Annotated in this window: 17 protein-coding genes; 12 read left to right on the top strand and 5 right to left on the bottom strand. The window is 37.7% G+C overall.

Features of this window, described 5'->3' with window-relative positions; translation table 11 throughout:
* The first annotated feature begins 7 nt into the window (after positions 1–7).
* The 4 genes from ACMKPP_RS03800 to ACMKPP_RS03785 all read left to right on the top strand — a co-directional run bounded on the left by ACMKPP_RS03800 (position 8) and on the right by ACMKPP_RS03785 (position 4,586).
* Positions 8–1,279 (top strand): putative porin, encoded by a 1,272-nt coding sequence (locus ACMKPP_RS03800; protein ID WP_120055680.1) that lies wholly within the window; start codon positions 8–10, stop codon positions 1,277–1,279.
* 119 nt (positions 1,280–1,398) lie between these two features.
* Positions 1,399–2,004: a hypothetical protein gene (locus ACMKPP_RS03795; RefSeq protein ID WP_004697749.1), complete on the top strand. Its 606-nt coding sequence runs from the start codon at positions 1,399–1,401 to the stop codon at positions 2,002–2,004.
* Between the two features lie 291 nt (positions 2,005–2,295).
* Positions 2,296–3,501, top strand: coding sequence for an MFS transporter (locus ACMKPP_RS03790; protein WP_418369297.1), 1,206 nt, complete (start codon positions 2,296–2,298; stop codon positions 3,499–3,501).
* 200 nt (positions 3,502–3,701) lie between these two features.
* Complete coding sequence (locus ACMKPP_RS03785; protein WP_418369296.1) at positions 3,702–4,586, top strand: LysR family transcriptional regulator; 885 nt, start codon at positions 3,702–3,704, stop codon at positions 4,584–4,586.
* A gap of 139 nt (positions 4,587–4,725) precedes the next feature.
* On the opposite strand, the gene ACMKPP_RS03780 is transcribed toward ACMKPP_RS03785, so the two are convergent.
* Positions 4,726–5,340: a LysE/ArgO family amino acid transporter gene (locus tag ACMKPP_RS03780; RefSeq protein WP_287511457.1), complete on the bottom strand. Its 615-nt coding sequence runs from the start codon at positions 5,338–5,340 to the stop codon at positions 4,726–4,728.
* Positions 5,341–5,474: 134 nt separating this feature from the next.
* A complete protein-coding gene (locus tag ACMKPP_RS03775; protein ID WP_295821911.1) occupies positions 5,475–6,515 on the bottom strand; it encodes a YeiH family protein in 1,041 nt (346 codons plus the stop codon).
* Positions 6,516–6,863: 348 nt separating this feature from the next.
* Here ACMKPP_RS03775 and ACMKPP_RS03770 point away from each other — a divergent pair, with 348 nt between their 5' ends.
* The 5 genes from ACMKPP_RS03770 to ACMKPP_RS03750 all read left to right on the top strand — a co-directional run bounded on the left by ACMKPP_RS03770 (position 6,864) and on the right by ACMKPP_RS03750 (position 12,686).
* Positions 6,864–7,409 (top strand): beta-class carbonic anhydrase, encoded by a 546-nt coding sequence (locus ACMKPP_RS03770; RefSeq protein ID WP_021147676.1) that lies wholly within the window; start codon positions 6,864–6,866, stop codon positions 7,407–7,409.
* A gap of 552 nt (positions 7,410–7,961) precedes the next feature.
* Positions 7,962–8,714 carry a dethiobiotin synthase gene (bioD, locus tag ACMKPP_RS03765; protein WP_221741392.1) on the top strand — a complete coding sequence of 251 codons (753 nt, stop codon included), beginning with the start codon at positions 7,962–7,964 and terminating at the stop codon, positions 8,712–8,714.
* Between the two features lie 201 nt (positions 8,715–8,915).
* Entirely contained in the window at positions 8,916–10,304 is a 1,389-nt protein-coding gene (gene bioA, locus ACMKPP_RS03760) for an adenosylmethionine--8-amino-7-oxononanoate transaminase (RefSeq protein ID WP_221741391.1), read from the top strand.
* A gap of 187 nt (positions 10,305–10,491) precedes the next feature.
* Complete coding sequence (locus ACMKPP_RS03755) at positions 10,492–11,832, top strand: anaerobic C4-dicarboxylate transporter (RefSeq protein WP_008603031.1); 1,341 nt, start codon at positions 10,492–10,494, stop codon at positions 11,830–11,832.
* Positions 11,833–12,119: 287 nt separating this feature from the next.
* Positions 12,120–12,686, top strand: coding sequence for an NAD(P)H-dependent oxidoreductase (locus ACMKPP_RS03750; RefSeq protein WP_418369295.1), 567 nt, complete (start codon positions 12,120–12,122; stop codon positions 12,684–12,686).
* Positions 12,687–12,811: 125 nt separating this feature from the next.
* Here ACMKPP_RS03750 and ACMKPP_RS03745 read toward each other — a convergent pair whose 3' ends face one another.
* The 3 genes from ACMKPP_RS03745 to ACMKPP_RS03735 all read right to left on the bottom strand — a co-directional run bounded on the left by ACMKPP_RS03745 (position 12,812) and on the right by ACMKPP_RS03735 (position 15,043).
* Positions 12,812–13,222 (bottom strand): Fur family transcriptional regulator, encoded by a 411-nt coding sequence (locus ACMKPP_RS03745; protein ID WP_279009238.1) that lies wholly within the window; start codon positions 13,220–13,222, stop codon positions 12,812–12,814.
* 230 nt (positions 13,223–13,452) lie between these two features.
* The gene (locus tag ACMKPP_RS03740; protein ID WP_004693987.1) at positions 13,453–14,271 is read right to left on the bottom strand and encodes a metal ABC transporter permease; all 819 of its coding nucleotides are present in this window, start codon (positions 14,269–14,271) and stop codon (positions 13,453–13,455) included.
* On the bottom strand, positions 14,264–15,043 hold the full coding sequence (locus ACMKPP_RS03735; RefSeq protein WP_155086325.1) for a metal ABC transporter ATP-binding protein: 780 nt from the start codon (positions 15,041–15,043) through the stop codon (positions 14,264–14,266). Before ACMKPP_RS03735 ends, ACMKPP_RS03740 begins: the two co-directional genes overlap by 8 nt.
* A gap of 147 nt (positions 15,044–15,190) precedes the next feature.
* Here ACMKPP_RS03735 and ACMKPP_RS03730 point away from each other — a divergent pair, with 147 nt between their 5' ends.
* The 3 genes from ACMKPP_RS03730 (at position 15,191) to ACMKPP_RS03720 (ending at position 18,103) form a co-directional block, all read left to right on the top strand.
* Positions 15,191–16,105, top strand: a complete 915-nt coding sequence (locus ACMKPP_RS03730) for a metal ABC transporter substrate-binding protein (RefSeq protein ID WP_004693983.1) — start codon at positions 15,191–15,193, stop codon at positions 16,103–16,105.
* Between the two features lie 351 nt (positions 16,106–16,456).
* Complete coding sequence (locus ACMKPP_RS03725) at positions 16,457–17,128, top strand: hypothetical protein (protein WP_128114167.1); 672 nt, start codon at positions 16,457–16,459, stop codon at positions 17,126–17,128.
* A 291-nt stretch (positions 17,129–17,419) separates the two neighbouring features.
* A complete protein-coding gene (locus tag ACMKPP_RS03720; RefSeq protein WP_021147683.1) occupies positions 17,420–18,103 on the top strand; it encodes a hypothetical protein in 684 nt (227 codons plus the stop codon).
* Positions 18,104–18,119: the final 16 nt, after the last annotated feature.

Genomic DNA, 18,119 nt, shown 5'->3' with positions numbered 1-18,119 from the left:
GTTTAGTATGATTAAACGTAAAATGACCAGTGCTTTTGCAGTGGCTGCCATGATGGGTGTGGCTACAGCTTTTGCTGTTAACCCATTTTCCGATGTCCCTTCTGATAGCTGGGCTTATCAAGCAGTAGATCAATTGGCTACAGCTGGTATTATCAATGGATATCCTGATGGTACTTTCAAAGGGCAAAATAATATTACGCGTTATGAAATGGCTCAAATGATTGCGAAAGGCATGGCTAATCAAGATCGTGCAAATGCGGAACAACAAGCTATGTTAAATCGCTTGGCTGATGAATTTTCCAATGAATTGAATACACTCGGTGTGCGTGTAGCTAAATTGGAAGATCAAGTAGGCAATGTCAAAGTTACTGGTGATGCTCGTATCAACTATATCGGTAAAGAGGGTATCGATGGTTATGATTACGAAGATAAAATCACAGCTCGTGTACGTTTAGGTCTTGATGCAAAGGTTAATAAAAATACATCTGTTAAAGCACGTATTACAACAGGCTCTATTGAACTAGGTGATAGCTCTAAAGAGGCACAAGCTAATTGGGATTTAGCATATGTAGAGCACAAATTCGGTAAAAATGTTGTGGTCGATGCGGGTCGCTATACTCAAAAATTTGGTGGTGGCTTGATTTATAGCTCTAACTTTGATGGGGTAGGCGCTACAGCTAAGCTTGGTGATAAAGTTACATTAAATGGCGCTTATGGTTACATGACAGCAGGTCGTTTTGCTAAGACTAGTAAAGCTGATAATGGTGATGTAGGTCTTATCAATGCTAATGTAGCTGTTAATGATCGCTTTGGTTTTGGTGGTATGTTTGCTCATGTAGGTACAACAAATGTACGTATGGGTAATGGCAAGAAAAATAACGAATTCGATAATGTATATGGATTTAATGCTAAGTATAATATTGGTAAATTTGGTATTGATGGCGAGTGGGTAAAAGCATCTGGCTTGAGTGATTCCGATATTTGGAACGTTGGCGTTAAATGGGGCGACTATAAAATTAATAAGAAGAACTCTTGGGCTATCCGATTAGATTACTTTGATCAAGCTAAGAATGCACCTGTATTTAAAACACAAAAATATGAATCTAATGATTTATTAAAGAAAACACGGTATGAAGGTTATAAAGCATGGCAATTAGGTGCATCCTACGCACCAGAGAAAAATATCGGCATTAATGCATACTACGGTTTCAATGCTAAAACACAAGAGGGTAATCGTGTAAATGATTACTATCGTGCGGATCTTAACTTTAAATTCTAATTTAATCAGTAATTAGTTCTAGGTAGAATGCTATAGGGTGAGGGTGTTTTATTAGCATGCTACATTAGGCCAAACTAGATGTATACTTGTAGATCCTATAAGACATAGAGAGGTTTATTATGGCAGAAGTTGTAAAAAAACAGTTTAAGAGTAAATACCATATTTTAATTTGGATTGCAGTTTTATCCTTAATATTTATGGGGATGGTGGAATATGGTTATGTAACAGGTGGTAGACCATTCGGAAATTGGAAGGTTCACTTAGGCCTTATTCCTTATGTGGCATGGCTTGTATTAACATACATTGCAACAAAACCAAAATGGTTTATCAAACGATACAATCCAAAAGAAATGTTTGAAATTCATCGTATCGTAGGTATTGTTAGTGTGGTTCTCGTATGTGCACACTGGTATGTATACTTCTTGAAAGCTTTGAAATCCTTTTTAGGCTTCTGGGGAGGTTATATCTCCCTTGTGGCTATGTTTATTGCTCTTATCTTTGCGGTATTATACTTAACACCTTGGGTAGGGAATATGGCAAAATCTGTATCTCGTAAAAAAGCAATCTGGATTCATCGCTTGAATCTTGTTGCTATTATTGCGGCAAATATCCATGTTCATGGATTTGGACGTTTATCTAAAATGGTGCCATTCTTACCTGTATTTGACGTAGTGACTTATGCGCTTGTTATTTACTATATTTATTGGATGTTCAAACAAAAATAATATATCGTAGGCATCTCTTTCTTTGGTAAAAGTAGAAGAATCACACGATAAAAAGGACCATCGCTGACCCTTATGGGTATAAGCGATGGTCTTTTTAGGTTGTTTGCGATACAATAGAATTATAAGTATATATTCTATGGATTTATGTAAATATATGCTGTTACATTCTTTTGAGGTAAGAATAAAAATCTGTTCTATAAACATTTCTTTTGTATTATAGTATTCTTTAGCTCATATCGATATGTATATTACTACCTTTATAGGTAATTTCAAATAAGAAAGAAGGATATTATGGATTCTTCTTGGAAACGAATTATATACCTAATCTGTACTATACAGGTTGGTGGGGGTATAACAATTATTGGTGTATTATCCTTTCTTCCGTTATTTTTAGCTGAGCTAGGTCTTCATGATCCAGGAGAAGCCGCCATGTGGGCAGGCCTTGTATCAGGTGTAACGCCTTGTATGGTGGCTCTTAGTGCACCCTATTGGTCGCGTAAGGCTAATCAGCTTGGTCCGCGTAAGGTAATGATGTTCATCTTGTTTACCCTGATGGTGACTGTTGGTGCCTGTACTTTTACACAAACACCATGGCAGTTATTAATGTTACGTATATTGCAAGGTGTGGTAGGGGGCTATGTTCCAATAGGATTGGCTATTATTATTCTCGTAACCCCTGAAAATAAGGTACCTTGGGCAATGGGCTTATATCAAGCCTCCATGGTTATGGGTCTTGTTTTTGGACCACTCATGGGTGGTTTGGTGGCGGACTTATTAGGTTATCGTGCACCATTTGTTATGTTCTCAGCCTTAACAGGGCTTTGTATGTTGGGAATTTATCTATTCATGCCTAATCTACAGTTTGAGCATAAGGTAGATGCTAGAGAGTCGCAGCTGTCTCTAATTAAATCCTTTTTGGTCATACCTCGAGTTCGCCTCTTGGTAGGGCTATTGTTCTTATGTAATTTTGGTATTACTGGTATTGGTCCCATTTTACCACTATACATTAAGCACTATATGCATATGAATGATGAGTTTGTAGCCACTATTGTTGGTATAATCATCTTTGGCGCCGGTTTGTTTAGTGCTTTAGCTTCAATCTCCATTGGTAAGATAACAGAACGTTTAACCATGCCTCGTATTGTTTTTACTGCTACATGGGCTGTAGGAACTTTGTTTATACTTCAATATATAATGCCTAGTATATGGGGCCTTGGAATATTCCGTGCCATTGCAGGATTCTTCATGGGTTTTATTACACCGATTGCCAATACGCTCATATCCAAGGCGGTTCCTATTGAGCGACGAGGTATCGTGTTTGGTGCGGTGTCTAGTGTGCCCATGATGGGAAATGTATTGGGGCCTGTCCTTAGTGGCATGATTGCTCGCGCCTTTGGGTACGGGGCGGTCTTTTGGTCTACAGCAGCTATATTCTTTGTAGCGGCGCTATTTATTTATCGTAGTTTAATTATTCCTAGTGAAAGTAAATCATTTTAGCTGACTAGCTTTCACAGTTAGATATAGTTACATATAATTAGTAATATGTATAGATAATATATAAAAAATATATAGATAATATATAGATAATATGTAAAAGATACGTATGACAAACTCCAATGCGTGGAGGGCGGTAAGTTGCGAAATGTTTTAAAGATATTAGTCTGTCTAATCGATAAAAGAGATGAGAGTGCATCGTTATGTTATTAAAACAATTAGAGTATTTTGTGTGTGTAGTAGATAACAACAGTTTTACACAAGCTGCAACAGAGCAATATGTATCTCAATCTGCTATATCTCAGCAAATAAAAGCTCTTGAAACTAGTCTTGGTGTTGAACTAATGGTTCGAGAAAAACGAAGCTTTCATCTAACACCAGCAGGACAATATTTATATCGATCTGGGAAAAAACTATTAGAACGGTTTCATGATATTAAGGTAGAAACGACGCGTATCGGTACAGATGCACGTGTGAGTTTGCGCATTGGTTATTTGAATCGTTACAGTGGAATTGCTCTGCAGCAAACGGTGATTCACATGGCAAAGCGTTATAAAAATTTAGATATTCGTATGTACAGCGGCAGTCATGAAGAGCTATATGGCATGCTCAGTGATCGTCGTGTAGATGTAGTATTTAATGATCAATGGCAAATTTTATCTGATGATTTTGAAAGTCATTTAATTGATAAAGCCACTACATCTATTGAGGTACCACAAGGATATACTAATGAAGACTGTGTAGAACTAAAGCATATCGATGATTTACCAATTATTTTATTGTGTCGTGGGAAATATACCTTGTCTGAAGAAGAACACTATCGTAAAGCCATAGGTTATAATGGTGCATTTGCTTATGCTCGTACGTTAGAAGAAGCACGCTACTTAGTTGCAGGGCAGCAAGGGCTATTACTATTAGATTGTTTTAAATATTTAACAGATCCTATGCCAGGTATCGAACGTAAGGTATTGATGAATCATGGTAAACCTATGGAACGCCACTACTACTTTATATCTCAACGAAATCAAAATAATTCATATATTGTAGCACTCAGAGATATGTTCCAGCAGGTACTTGAAAAATTATAAATGAGATTATAAATGAAAAAGCCGTTAGCAATTTGCTAACGACTTTTTTCTTTTTCTGCACATCGTCTATTTGTATTTTCCTTATATAGTTATGATAGTATTAGAAATTTAAATTTTTTTTGTATCTATGAGTATAGCCTTACAAAAAGTCTTTTAACATCATGAGGCCATCAATACATAGCTTGATACCGTAAATGACGAGAACCGAACCACAGAAACGGTTAATCCATGCCATATGAGTAATCTTAATTTTTTTAGCTAGAAGATGCATTGTGGTAGCTAGAGATCCAAACCAAATAGGTGTCATTACCAAGAAACCAGAGAAGAAGTGGTAGATGTTTTCTTTTGGAATATTAGCCTGAAAAGCACCGAGCATCATTGTCGCATCTAGAATGGCTTGTGGATTGCCCCATGATACAGCGATGGCTGAGACGATAATTTTCCTAATTGGAATATGCGTGTCTACGTTGCGTATGTCTGGTTGAGTTTTAAATATATTAAAACCCATATATACAATGAGGAGTCCCCCAAAGATGAGAACTATGAGTTTTGTGAGTGGCCACATTTCAAGAACGGTACCAATACCATAGAAGGCGGCAGCACTTAAACTCATGTCAAAAAACGCTAGTATGATCAGCGTCAATATAATACGGCGAACAGGTTGTACCAAGGCCGTATTAATAATGAAGAGGTTTTGCATGCCAACAGGGGCAAACGTAGCGAGGCCGACAAGAAGTCCTTGTAAGAAGTACATGTTAACCCTCCTGACTATAGTATGATAAAGTACTAATAAGGTGAATAGTAGCACGAAACCCCTCCATTACTGGAGGGGTTATTACTATTCTAACTATATACAATTATATCATACTATACAAAGTGTGTATATTCCTACCATAAATCGATCATATGTTGTGTTACAAGGCTTACAGCAGTGATAGCAATCCAGCAACAAGCACCTAATGCAAGAGCGGAGCCACCGGATTTAATCAATTTCACAATATTAGTATTAAGGCCAATCGCTACCATGGCCATTGTAATAAAGTATTTGGAAATAGTTTTGAATACGCTTAAGAATTGAATATCTATATTTGCATAGGATAATGCAGTAGTAATTAAAGAACAAATTACAAAGTAGAGAACAAACTTAGGGAAAATTTTAGCGATACTAACACTACCACCATCAGTTTGAGCCGCATTTTGTTTTGCTTTATATACTTGGTAACTAGCAAGGCATAAACAAATCGGAATAATTGCAAGGGTACGAGTTAATTTAACGATTGTTGCATATTCTAGAACTTGTGTACCAGTACCTTTCATGCTATCCCATACAGCAGCAGTAGCTGTTACAGAGGATGTATCGTTTACTGCAGTACCGGCAAATAGACCAAAGCCCATATTGGAAAGGCCAATGGCATCGCCAAATGGAGGGAATACAAAGGCAGCTACGACGTTGAAGAAGAATACAACAGAGATAGCCTGTGCAATGTCTTGATCTTCAGCTTTGATAACTGGTGCAGCTGCAGCGACGGCAGAACCGCCACAGATGGAGGAGCCTACGCCGATAAGTACGGCTGTATTAGAGTCCATATGAGTAAGGCGATAAATAACATAGGACACGATTAAAGATGTAGCGATGGTTGAAATGATGACAGGTAAAGAAATCCAACCTACATGTAAAATTTGTGTAATGTTTAAGCCAAAGCCCAATAAAATAACAGCCCATTGTAAAATCTTCTTGGATGTAAATCCAATGCCGGCGCCAGTTTTTTCGCGCTTCCAAGATGTGAATACAGAGCCAATAATTATACCTAGGATAATAGCAAAGATTGGACTACCGATTAGATGAAATTCAAGACCTAATAGCCAACAAGGAATAGCGAGGACCGCACAGAGCAAAATGCCTGGCAGTGTTTTTTGATTAATACCCATTATAAAAACCTCCTTACTGTACATACAGTTCACGTCATATGTGGTATCATGTGGCGTTTGCTTTCTATAGTGTTAATAGTACCATAGGAAGGGTTTTTAAATCTACTATATATGTCAGAATTATACAGAATATTCATCGCATTTTTGAAGTTTTTATATGATTGATATAAATAAAAACAAATTATAAGATAGAAGTTAATATTATTGAGTTAAAGATTTTGTATAATCGTAAAATTCATAATAATAATTTATAAGTTGAAATTTAAACTTGTTTTGTGATGAATAAGGTGTATATAATGAATAGAATCTATTTCAGGTGGGAATAGAGTATATAAAGTGAGGACCCTTATGATTGATATTACAAAAATAATTGAAACCAATAAAGAATATGTGAAACAACACCCTGAGCTACCAAAGGCAAGATTAACAAGCCATCCTACAAAAAAGTTAGGCATCGTAACTTGTATGGATACCCGCTTAGTAGGTATGCTAGAAGAAGCACTAGGCTTTAATCGAGGTGAGATAATTGTCATCAAAACTGCAGGAAATAGTGTAACACAACCTATCGATAACATTGTGCAAAGCTTGCTCGTTGCTACCTATGGTATGGAAATTGAAGATGTGCTAATCATCGGTCATGAAAACTGCGGTATGATCGACTTTTCTGCTACTACTTTTATGGAATCTATGAAAGCAAAAGGTATCAGTGAAGATGCTATTCGCATGATCGAACCGGGCCTTATCGACTGGATGGATCGATTCCATATCTCTGAAGACAATGTAATTTATACAGTTAACTTCCTACGCCACCATCCACTATTTCCAAAAGGAATGGGTTTCTATGGCGGCATGATGGATCCTGATACAGGTGAATTTCGCTACCTCGAAATCTAGGCTAAGATTTGATGGGGCCCAAGTTGATTTGTACATTTAGGTGAAAAAGAACGATAACTAACCTCTACGCTCCAAAGCGAGCTAAGTCGCTAATCGGTTAGTTATCGTTCTTTTTATAACTGTATTTGTGAACTCGTCCCATTGAGTCTATTCATAAATCAATAAAACAAAATTCACTGTATCAAAAGAGAAAGGGAATGGCTTAGCCATTCCCTTTCTCTTTTCCCATATAGCCAACCTATTATTATCGTATTCAAAGTAGCGGTCTGTGACTCTATGGGACTAATACTGCGATAATGTTATAAAAAGCTGTGTTCCTAAGCGAAGTGCGACTTAGTTTACTATGGAGCGCGGAGGTTAGGGACACAGCTTTTTAGCTAAAATGTAGCGATGTATTCGGGACCCATAGAGTCATAGCATCGTAAACTTGAACAGTAATAATAGGTTGACTATATATTCCTTTTCGCTGTATATTGTAATTAGATTGTAAACTTAATCATATAAATTAGTTAACCTATGCGGCAGTAAGTATTCGCTTGAGAGGAGCTTTGTATGAAGCAGTTAGGTATTTCTATAATTGGTACAGATACAGATGTAGGTAAGACGTTTGTGACAGGGTTATTGGGGGCGATGGCTGTAGACGATGGCTTTGCTGTTGGTATGGTGAAACCTGTGTCTTCTAGTGCAGTTCCTTTCCCTGAATGTGTGACGATGGATGAGGATAATTATAATATTGGCCTTGAGAGTAAAGATGCAACACATTTGATGCGCTCGGCAGGTATTCCTGAATCTCGTCGTTATGAAGTGAATCCTTATGCTATAGCCGGTGATTTCTCTCCTCGCCTTGCAGCGGAATTGGCTGGTATCGAGATTGACTATGATGGCCTTGTAGAACATACATTAGATGTAGTGAGTCGCTATGACATAACCTTTGTAGAAGGTGCAGGCGGTATCACGACCCCTCTCTATGGAGATAAAACTTTCACGGATTTTATGAAAGATATCAAATTACCAGCTATTGTTGTAGCAGATGGTCGTCTTGGATCTATTAATCGCGCCGTTTTGACTTGCGAATATGCTAAGTTGCATGGTATCGAGGTGAAAGCTATTATCGTAAATGATACAACAGCTGTAGATCTGTTTTTGTTGAAAACAAATGTGGCAGATATGGAGCGTTACACAGGTGTTCCTGTAGTAGCTGTAGTGCCGCCATACCAAGGTCCGGATATTCAAAAGGTTCAACTTGGTTGGGCTCGATCTTTTATTGATTCTAAGGAATTATGGAACACAGTATTAGGTCTATAAATAATAATTGGCTGATTTTATATTAGCTATAGCAATTTTATATATGTTAGAAGTGATATTGAGTACATATTAACAGTAATTTTGAGACGTATTAAATTTGTAATTTAGCATACCTTAGATTGGGCAACTTAATTTAGTTTATATAAGGTATATGTGATAGAGAGTTATAGTTTGTAAACTTAGTAAGTATGAGGTGACGAAATGGCAGAGAAACAGCTTTCACAAGCAGCACAATGGGACCACGAGTTTGTATGGCATCCATTTACACAAATGCAAGATTGGCTAGCACAAGAACCAGTAGTAATTGAACGCGGTGAGGGGGTATACCTCATCGATGAGAACGGTAAAAAGTATTACGATGGCGTATCTTCGTTGTGGGTTAATATTCATGGTCACAACCATCCTGTATTGAATCAAGCATTGAAGGATCAAATCGATAAAATCGCACATAGCACATTATTAGGCCTCGTAAGCCCTCCGTCTGCACAATTGTGTAAAGAGCTTGTAGAGCTTGCTCCAGAAGGCTTAGATAAAGTATTTCTCTCTGATGATGGCAGTACGGCTATCGAAGTGGCTATCAAAATGGCGTACCAATACCGTCAACAAGTAGGGCAAACGAAAAAGACTAAGTTTATTGCCCTCAATGCAGGCTATCATGGGGATACATTAGGTACCGTATCCGTAGGTGGTATTCAATTATTCCACCAAGTATTCCATAATCTATTATTTAAACCATTAACATTGCCAAGTCCTGGTGTATATAGAGATTTGGCAGATCGAGATAAAGCCTTTGAAGAGTCGTTGACTGAATTGGAACGCATCCTTAACGAAGAAGGCGATGAAATCACAGCTCTTGTTATGGAACCATTGGTGCAAGCAGCGGCAGGCATGCTCGTAATGCCTCATGGTTATTTGAAACGGGTTCGTGAGTTAACAGAACAACACGATGTATTCCTCATCGTTGACGAAGTAGCTACTGGCTTTGGCCGAACTGGCAAATTCTTTGCTTGTGAACATGAAGGGGTATCTCCAGATTTTATGACCTTATCCAAAGGTATCACTGGTGGGTACCTTCCATTAGCGGCAACATTGACTACAAAACGCGTATTCGATGCATTCCTCGGCACCTTTGAAGAAAAGAAAACATTCTATCATGGTCACTCCTATACTGGTAATGCATTGGCCTGTGCCGTTGCGTTGGCTTCTTTGAAAGTATTCCGTGATGAAAAGGTAATTGAACAATTGCCTGCTAAAGTAGACGCTTTCACAAAGGCTCTAGAACCTATTAAATCTTTGAAACATGTTAAAGAGGTTCGTCAGCGGGGCCTCATTGTAGGTATTGAACTTGAAAAAGATGTGTCCACCCATGAAGCGTATCGCCCAAATGATGCGGTAGGTGCTAAGGTGGCAATCCTTGCCCGTGAACAAGGTCTTATTTGCCGCCCTATTGGCGACGTGATTATCCTCATGCCTCCATTGGCATCCACTGTGGAACAATTAGAGGACATGGTTCGTATTGTGGGTGAAAGTATCCAACGTGCCACTGAGGAAGAGGGGATACTTGAAGATATGCGCCCAATTATTTTATAATGCTAAATTAATTATTGGAAAGCTACACCTATTGTCTTTTGCTAGTAGTTTAAGACAATGGGGTGTAGTTTTTTTGTATAACATATCGAAATTTCGTTATATTTTAAACTATAGACTATACATTGCCAAAATTCGATGATTATTTAGCATATCTATGATACTATATATGTATAAAGGAGGTCATCGTATGGACATTTATGTAATTATGCAAGTTATTATTTTATTTGGTGCCATCTTCCTCGGTGTTCGCCTAGGTGGCATGGGCATCGGTTACGCTGGCGGCCTTGGGGTTGTGTTGTTAAGCCTTGGTATGGGGATGTTTCCGGGACAGATTCCATGGGATGTAATTCTGATTATCATGTCTGCTATCGCAGCCATCTGTGCCTTACAGTTAGCCGGCGGTCTTGATTATTTGGTGCGCATTGCTGAAAGTATTTTGCGTAAAAATCCTAAGCATATCAACTATTTAGCACCAACTGTTACGTATTTCTTAACTATTCTAGCGGGTACTGGTCATACAGCATTCTCTATGATTCCAGTAATCGTAGAGGTGGCGAAAAGTGAAAATATTAAGCCATCTGTGCCATTATCTATCGCCGTTGTAGCGAGTCAAATTGGTATCACAGCGAGTCCTGTATCGGCAGCAGTAGTTGCTATGAGTGGGTTCCTTGAGCCATATGGTGTTAACTATCCTACATTGCTCGCCATCTGTATTTCCACAACATTTGTAGGGGTTATGATTACGGCATTTATCATGTCTACCTTTGCGAATAATGATTTATCTTCTGATCCAGTGTATCAAGAACGTTTGGCGGCAGGTCACGTGGCGCCACCTCGTGAAAAAAGCACTGATTTCCACTTAAAACCTGGTGCAAAAACTTCAGTATTGATTTTCTTGATTGGTATCATTTGTATCGTATTCTACGCAACAGCAATTTCCAAAAACATTGGTATTATTAAACCAGTTATCTTTGGTCGAAATGATGCTATCATCGGCTTTATGATGATTATTGCGGCTGCTATCACATTCTTCTGTAAGCTTGATACAGCAGAACTTGTTAATACAAGTACATTCAAATCCGGCTTATCCGCTTGTGTCTGTGTACTAGGCGTAGCATGGTTGGGTGATACCTTTGTAAAAGGTCATATCCCTGAAATCAAAGCGCTCGCTTCTAGCATGGTAACAGCATATCCGTTCCTATTGGCGGTAGCGTTCTTCTTTGCAAGTACATTGTTGTATAGTCAAGCAGCGACTACACAAGCCTTGGTACCAGCTGTAATTCTAGCTCTCGGTATTACACCAGAGAATACAGGATCCGTTTATATTATTATCGCATCCTTTGCAGCTGTATCTGCACTCTTTGTATTGCCTACATATCCAACACTTTTGGGGGCTGTACAAATGGACGATACGGGCTCTACGCGAATTGGTAAACTCGTATTTAACCATCCGTTCTTCATACCTGGCGTACTTGCTATTGCCATCTCCGTAGCACTCGGTTTCTTAGTGGCTCCGTTGATGCTGTAACTGGTGAAAGTTAAAAACAATTCGTATACATCGTTTTTAGTAGAAACACGTATTGAGTTAATACACATAAATCGTGAGTTAATAGATACATATAGTAATGTATTATTATAAAAGGACGTAACCTTTAAAGTTACGTCCTTTTTCTTGCGTGTATGTAGAGATTTCTATTAGCCTTTACCATCTTGGAACGCAGGGAATAATGGTATATAGATTAGCGGATTTTTATAGACTAAGATATACTAGATATATAAGAATATTCCGAAGATATTTTATTAAGGAGATATACAATGAAAAACGTCTTAATTGTTTCTGGCCATACAAATTTACAAGGTGATTCTTTTGCGAACAAAATCATTTTAGAGGATCTTCAAGTAAAGTTGTCTAATGCAACTTTTGATTTTCTTGATCAAGAATATCCCGATTTCAAAATTGATGTGTCAGTAGAACAGGCAAAAATGGAAACCGCTGATATTATTGTATTGCAATTTCCTATCTTCTGGTACAGTATGCCAAGCCTTATGGCTAAATGGATGGAGGATACCTTCGTTCATGGTTGGTCTCACGGATTTACAGGAAAAGCCTTACATGGCAAAAAGTTATTGCTTTCCTTTACAACAGGTGCACCGGCAGATATGTATGTAGAAGGTGGTATTCAAATGTATCCTGTAGAGACTATGACTACTCGTTTCCAACAAATGGCTAATCTTTGTGGCTTAGTCTATGAAGGATATATTTACACTGGTGGTGTATCCTATGCTAGCCGTCCAGATGCAGAGAAAGTAAAAATTATGGAGGCTGCTTGTCATGAACATGCAGATCGTGTGATTACACGTTTGAAAGAATTATCTAAATAATTAGTTAAACAGTTAGCTATGGTATTAGTTGAATCGTTAGCTAAAGGTTTTATGTTATAGATTTAATATTCTTGTAGATTTCCCGGTAAAACAAATGGCCCATCTAATCAGATGAGCCATTTTTATTATTTATTTTTATTCTTACAGTTTCTACAGATTCCAGCAATCTCTAAGTGATGTTCCGTCACAGTAAATCCTGCTTCGCTGAGTTCTTTAGGCATTTCTACGACGGGGCAGGTATGGAGTGGTAGCATCGCACCACAGCTCGTACATACTGCATAGTGGCGGTGTGTATGAGGGGTGATTTCATAATATGCCATATCACTACCCATGAGCGTGGTACGTGTAACGATACCCTTAGTTTCTAATAGTTCAAGTGTACGGTAGATAGTAGACATCCAAGTAGTGCTACCGTCACCTAAGCGTTCTGCGATTTCAAGGGCTGTAATGGGTTTATCTGTAGTTGTTAATACAGACCAAATGGCTTCGCGCTGTTTGGTCTTTTTTATGCCTTCTGGCCAAGTTGTTGTATTCATAGCTCTCTTTCGATTCTATTTTAATACTAAACATGCTATACACCTGTATAGTTAAATGACTTATATGGCTAATAGAATATCAAATATGCTATCGCATTTGGTTAGATATATTTTTATATTTAACTAGTTATATTTTTTAATCTACTAGCTGTATTATTTGACTCTAACTAGTTATATTACTCTAACTAGCTATAATATTTATGCCTAAATATATAAATTATTGTTTTAGCTTATCTACTAAACTGAAAGCGTCGTATGATGGTGCGAATATTTTTAATGACTAACACTACCAGTAAAATACCTACCGACGTTAGGGACACGAAGCCACCAGGTGCTACGTTAAGGAAGTAGGATCCAAAAAGTCCGATAATCATGGCAAGTAAGCTAAATCCAATGGAGCATAATAAAGTTATTTTAAATCCTTTTTCTAATTGTAATGCAGATGCTACTGGTAATGCAATCATGGCACTCAATACGAGAACACCAACGATTTTAATAGAAATGGATACGGCGGCAGCCATTAAGATAGCAAAGATATAGTTGATAAAATCTACCTTAACACCTGCTACACGAGCCGCTTCTTCATCGTAAGCGATGTAGAGTAAGGAGTTATACAAAAAGTATAGCGTTAATACTGATAAAATGGTGAGCACTGCAATACTAATCATATCGGTTGCGTTTACCGTTAGGATGCTACCAAAGAAGAATACATTTGCGTTAGCCTTTAGTTTGCCTGAGCTAATAAGTGTAATAGCTGTACCGATGCTGAGGGATAAGATGATAGTAAGAATAAGATCGAGATGGTGTGAAAAATATTTTCGCAAGAACTCGATGAGTGCACCGCAGATGGCAGTGAAGATAAAGGCTCCTAAAATTGGATTAGTATTCGTTAATAAACCTAGTGTAATACCTGCTAGCGATGCGTGACTCATGGTATCGCCAATCATACTGGAACGGCGTAGCACCATGAAGATACCAATACATGGACATAAAAGAGAAATACAAATTGCTACGAAGAAGGCATTTTGCATGAAATCATAACTAAACATGGCGCACCTCCTCAACTGTGGTATCATCGGCCTGAGCCTGAGCCTGAGCCTGAGCCTGAGCTTCTATTGTTACATCTGTGAAACAGGAGCAGTTTTTGTGATCTATTGGATTGCGACCTGTACTGTGCATGATTTCACTAGCATATTGCTCAGGGGAGCAAAGGTGACCTTGACCATTTGCAATATGGTAGATATTGGTAGAGTTGGCGAGAGCCATTTCGATATTGTGCTCAACAGAGATAATCGTAATATGGTGCTCTTGGTTCAAATTTCGAAGTAGAGCATAGATGCCCTCTTGGCTTTTTCTATCGATACCTGTTGAAGGCTCATCGAGGATGATGAGGTCAGGCTTACCGATGAGGGCGCGGGCGATAGATACACGCTGAGCTTGTCCACCTGAAAGTTTGCTGATGAGACGGTCTTTAAATTCCGTCATATGGGTAAGCTCTAATACGCGATTGACTTCCTGTTTATCCTTAATCTTTAAAAGTTTACGGTAGGAATCGAGGATTTCTTTTACCGTAATAGGAAAGCCTGCGTGAGAGAAGTCATTTTTTTGAGACACATACCGAATATTATTGGTGCTTCGCTTGATAGAGCCTTTTACAGGGGTAAGAAAACCTAAAATGAGACGGAGCAAGGTACTTTTACCACACCCATTATCCCCAACGATGGATATATAATCACCACTGTGAATATGTAAATTAAGGTCATTTAACACATAAGGCGGTTGACCTTGATAGGAAAAATAAAGATGTTCTATTGATAACATATGAAAACCACATTTCTGATTGACAAAATTCTAAGTAAGTTTATACTATAACTATATTACAAATGCAACTGAGTCGCAACTGCAACTAAAGAATGGTTTATATTCTGTATAGGCATAGCGATCAGGTTTTTACAAAGGAGGACTACGATGATCAAGAAACTGATTTTGTTAGTTGTAGGTATTATGATGGCTGCTTTATTTGCAGGTTGTGGCAACGATGCACCGAATGCACAGAAGGAACAAGCAAGTAAAAAAATCCAAGTGGTAACAAGCTTTAATGCAATGGCTGAGTTTACTAAGGCTATTGGTGGTGACAAGGTAGAGGTATCTACTATTATACCAGATGGCGTAGAACCACATGATTTCGAATTGAAGCCTGAAAATATGAAACAATTGGCAACAGCTCAAGTATTTGTGTATAACGGTTTTGGTATGGAGCCTTGGGCAAAACAAGCTATCGAAGCAGCTAAAAATGATAAACTCGTATCTGTTGTAGCTACTGAAGGTGTTGAAGCTATTAAAAATACTGACCCAGAAGAAATTAAAGAACATGGTGCAGAAGATCCTCATGCATGGTTATCTTTGAAAAATGCTAAAATTGAAGTGAAAAATATCAAGGATGCCCTTGTAAAAGTTGACCCAGCAAACAAGGATTATTATGAAAAGAATTATACTGAATACGTTGCTAAATTAGATGCAATGATTAAAAAATATGAAGAGCAATTCGCTAAAGCTCCGCATAAAAACTTTGTTACAGGCCATGCAGCATTTGCGTACCTATGCCGTGATTTTGGTTTAGAACAAAACAGTGTGGAAGATGTATTTGCTGAAGGTGAACCTAATGCAGCACAATTGGCTAAACTCATCGAATACGCTAAAGAAAACCATATTACTACTATCTTTGCAGAAGAAATGGCTAGCCCAGAAGTATCCAAAACTTTGGCACAAGAAGTAGGTGCTAAGGTAGAAACTATTTATACTATCGAAAGCAACGAAGATAATAAAACATACTTAGAACGTATGGATGAAAACCTTACAAAAATTGCAGCATCTTTGCAATAAGATAAACGAAAAGGCGGCCCCTAGTGGGGCTGCTTTTTTGCGTTATAATAGGTTAGAATAATGTCTTAAAATTTGAATTATATAGTATAATATATTAATAGATGAAATAAAAAGGAAACCTAATATGGTTATCATTAATAAATCAGGGGTTGCTGATGAAAGGGCTTGACCATAGTTATTATTTTGAAGGGGCAAGTTACCTATAAGCAATTTGGTCTAAATCTTTGGATAACGGGAATTTCTTTTTACATAATATCCTTCATCTTTGGTGTGGGAGGTATAATGTTGTCCATGACGGTTTAAATATAGTTTGTGTTACAATTAGATAGATATAGGTGTTTTGGAGGTTTTATGGAAACAAAATGGTATTCAGATATTTGGCAACTTGTGGTAGCTCCATTTAAACGTGGTATTCCACAGATTGTAGAGCATGGATCTTGTCGCAAAGGGTTCTATGCTACAGTAGCTTTGGCATTGGTGGCATTCGTATTTTCAAATATTCTACCTACTTTTTTGAGTATGATATTTGTGGATAAACTTAGTGTTGCACTTACTGGTGCGGCGGCTCTTTCTGGGGCCGGTATATTAGGCCTAGCGGTTGGCTTGCTATTTGCTTTTATTGGTATTGCTATTTATTCTGCGATTTTCTCTTGGGTCGCCAATAAATTTGATGCCCATACTACATATGAGTCTGTGTTAAAAATCATGTGGTACGAACAAGCTTATAATCAGATTATGGGCTTAGTATATTTCATTGGCTTCCTATTACTATCATTGCCATTTTTGTTGCTACTAGGCTCTAATCCTGACTCTATAGTAGGTAGTATTGTATGGATAACTATTATTATATTCGCAACGATAGCTTTTGCAGTCTATACATTCTGGGTATGCTTAACATTGTTGAGTCGCCAAATTAATAAATCCCGTTTAGCAACTTTTGGTATTTCTATTATTACGAGTTTGATTCCTGTAATCCTTTTAGGTATCTTGATTGGCATGGTAGTACTTGCTACTTCCAGATAATTACATAACATGAAAGGGGCTGTAACAAAATACCCCTTACTACGAAAAAAGCTATTAGCTGATTATATATAATCTGCTAATAGCTTTTTCTGTATTTTATAAGGGAAAAGGGCCCCGAAGGACCCATTCCATTAGGATAATTAAAGTATGAAAAGATGTCTGTTTTGTGCTATAATGATGAACGGAAAATGAAAAGGAACTATTTTTTATAGCTCCTTATTGTGTGTTGTATGTTATAGTATTCAAACTTAAATGTTGTGTATGTATATTGTGTAAAAGGTGGTGATACCTATGATGGTGGGTTTAATGCAGTTTATCTATCGTTTATTAAACCCTATTGAAGAGAATAATCCTCGTATGTATCACTTTGATATTGCCTATGGGCAACTCATAGGAATGCTGCTATTAACACTCATATGTTATCAATTTACTATTGTAGGTGAAGGCGTATATTTAGATGCTATACGTGCGTTTATACGCAATTCTTCGTTATTAGTAAGGTGGGAATCGCTATCTCTTCCAGTAGGTCAACATGAAATACAACTTTTTTTGGAACAGATGGGTAGTCCTAGAGAATTTTGGAATATGGGTCGCTTTGCATGGGTAATCGGAAAAGTTATTTTTATGGCATGTATCATTATAGTTTATGCGGTTGCTCAACAGCGTAAATTTTATGTTCGAACTGTTACAACCGGTATTTTGCATATCATGTCATTTGCTCAACTTGTTGTGGCATTGATTACTTTTACAGCAGGGATTATGCTGATTTTAACTTCGGTACCATTAATACTGCAAGCAATCATTGGCTTCTGTATGATTGTGCTATGTGTTTTAAGTACCGTATTATTGTTACAAACTATGGGACGTATTGTGGGAGCATGTATTAATGGGACCCCTTATGAAGGTTTGATTCTAATGTTGATTGCTCTTTTGGTAGCACACGTGTTTGAATGGATTTATATGTTGACTCGATAAAATACATATGATATAT

It is taken from the genome of Veillonella parvula (assembly GCF_048309325.1).
GTDB lineage: Bacteria > Bacillota > Negativicutes > Veillonellales > Veillonellaceae > Veillonella > Veillonella parvula_T.
This window is presented reverse-complemented; position numbering and strand designations above follow the sequence as displayed.

What these genes read in the sequence shown, in the direction of transcription:
- ACMKPP_RS03800 (WP_120055680.1), top strand. Translation starts at nt 8, where the DNA reads ATGATTAAACGTAAAATGACCAGTGCTTTTGCAGTGGCTGCCATGATG.
- ACMKPP_RS03795 (WP_004697749.1), top strand. Translation starts at nt 1,399, where the DNA reads ATGGCAGAAGTTGTAAAAAAACAGTTTAAGAGTAAATACCATATTTTA.
- ACMKPP_RS03790 (WP_418369297.1), top strand. Translation starts at nt 2,296, where the DNA reads ATGGATTCTTCTTGGAAACGAATTATATACCTAATCTGTACTATACAG.
- ACMKPP_RS03785 (WP_418369296.1), top strand. Translation starts at nt 3,702, where the DNA reads ATGTTATTAAAACAATTAGAGTATTTTGTGTGTGTAGTAGATAACAAC.
- ACMKPP_RS03780 (WP_287511457.1), bottom strand. Translation starts at nt 5,340, where the DNA reads ATGTACTTCTTACAAGGACTTCTTGTCGGCCTCGCTACGTTTGCCCCT.
- ACMKPP_RS03775 (WP_295821911.1), bottom strand. Translation starts at nt 6,515, where the DNA reads ATGGGTATTAATCAAAAAACACTGCCAGGCATTTTGCTCTGTGCGGTC.
- ACMKPP_RS03770 (WP_021147676.1), top strand. Translation starts at nt 6,864, where the DNA reads ATGATTGATATTACAAAAATAATTGAAACCAATAAAGAATATGTGAAA.
- bioD (WP_221741392.1), top strand. Translation starts at nt 7,962, where the DNA reads ATGAAGCAGTTAGGTATTTCTATAATTGGTACAGATACAGATGTAGGT.
- bioA (WP_221741391.1), top strand. Translation starts at nt 8,916, where the DNA reads ATGGCAGAGAAACAGCTTTCACAAGCAGCACAATGGGACCACGAGTTT.
- ACMKPP_RS03755 (WP_008603031.1), top strand. Translation starts at nt 10,492, where the DNA reads ATGGACATTTATGTAATTATGCAAGTTATTATTTTATTTGGTGCCATC.
- ACMKPP_RS03750 (WP_418369295.1), top strand. Translation starts at nt 12,120, where the DNA reads ATGAAAAACGTCTTAATTGTTTCTGGCCATACAAATTTACAAGGTGAT.
- ACMKPP_RS03745 (WP_279009238.1), bottom strand. Translation starts at nt 13,222, where the DNA reads ATGAATACAACAACTTGGCCAGAAGGCATAAAAAAGACCAAACAGCGC.
- ACMKPP_RS03740 (WP_004693987.1), bottom strand. Translation starts at nt 14,271, where the DNA reads ATGTTTAGTTATGATTTCATGCAAAATGCCTTCTTCGTAGCAATTTGT.
- ACMKPP_RS03735 (WP_155086325.1), bottom strand. Translation starts at nt 15,043, where the DNA reads ATGTTATCAATAGAACATCTTTATTTTTCCTATCAAGGTCAACCGCCT.
- ACMKPP_RS03730 (WP_004693983.1), top strand. Translation starts at nt 15,191, where the DNA reads ATGATCAAGAAACTGATTTTGTTAGTTGTAGGTATTATGATGGCTGCT.
- ACMKPP_RS03725 (WP_128114167.1), top strand. Translation starts at nt 16,457, where the DNA reads ATGGAAACAAAATGGTATTCAGATATTTGGCAACTTGTGGTAGCTCCA.
- ACMKPP_RS03720 (WP_021147683.1), top strand. Translation starts at nt 17,420, where the DNA reads ATGATGGTGGGTTTAATGCAGTTTATCTATCGTTTATTAAACCCTATT.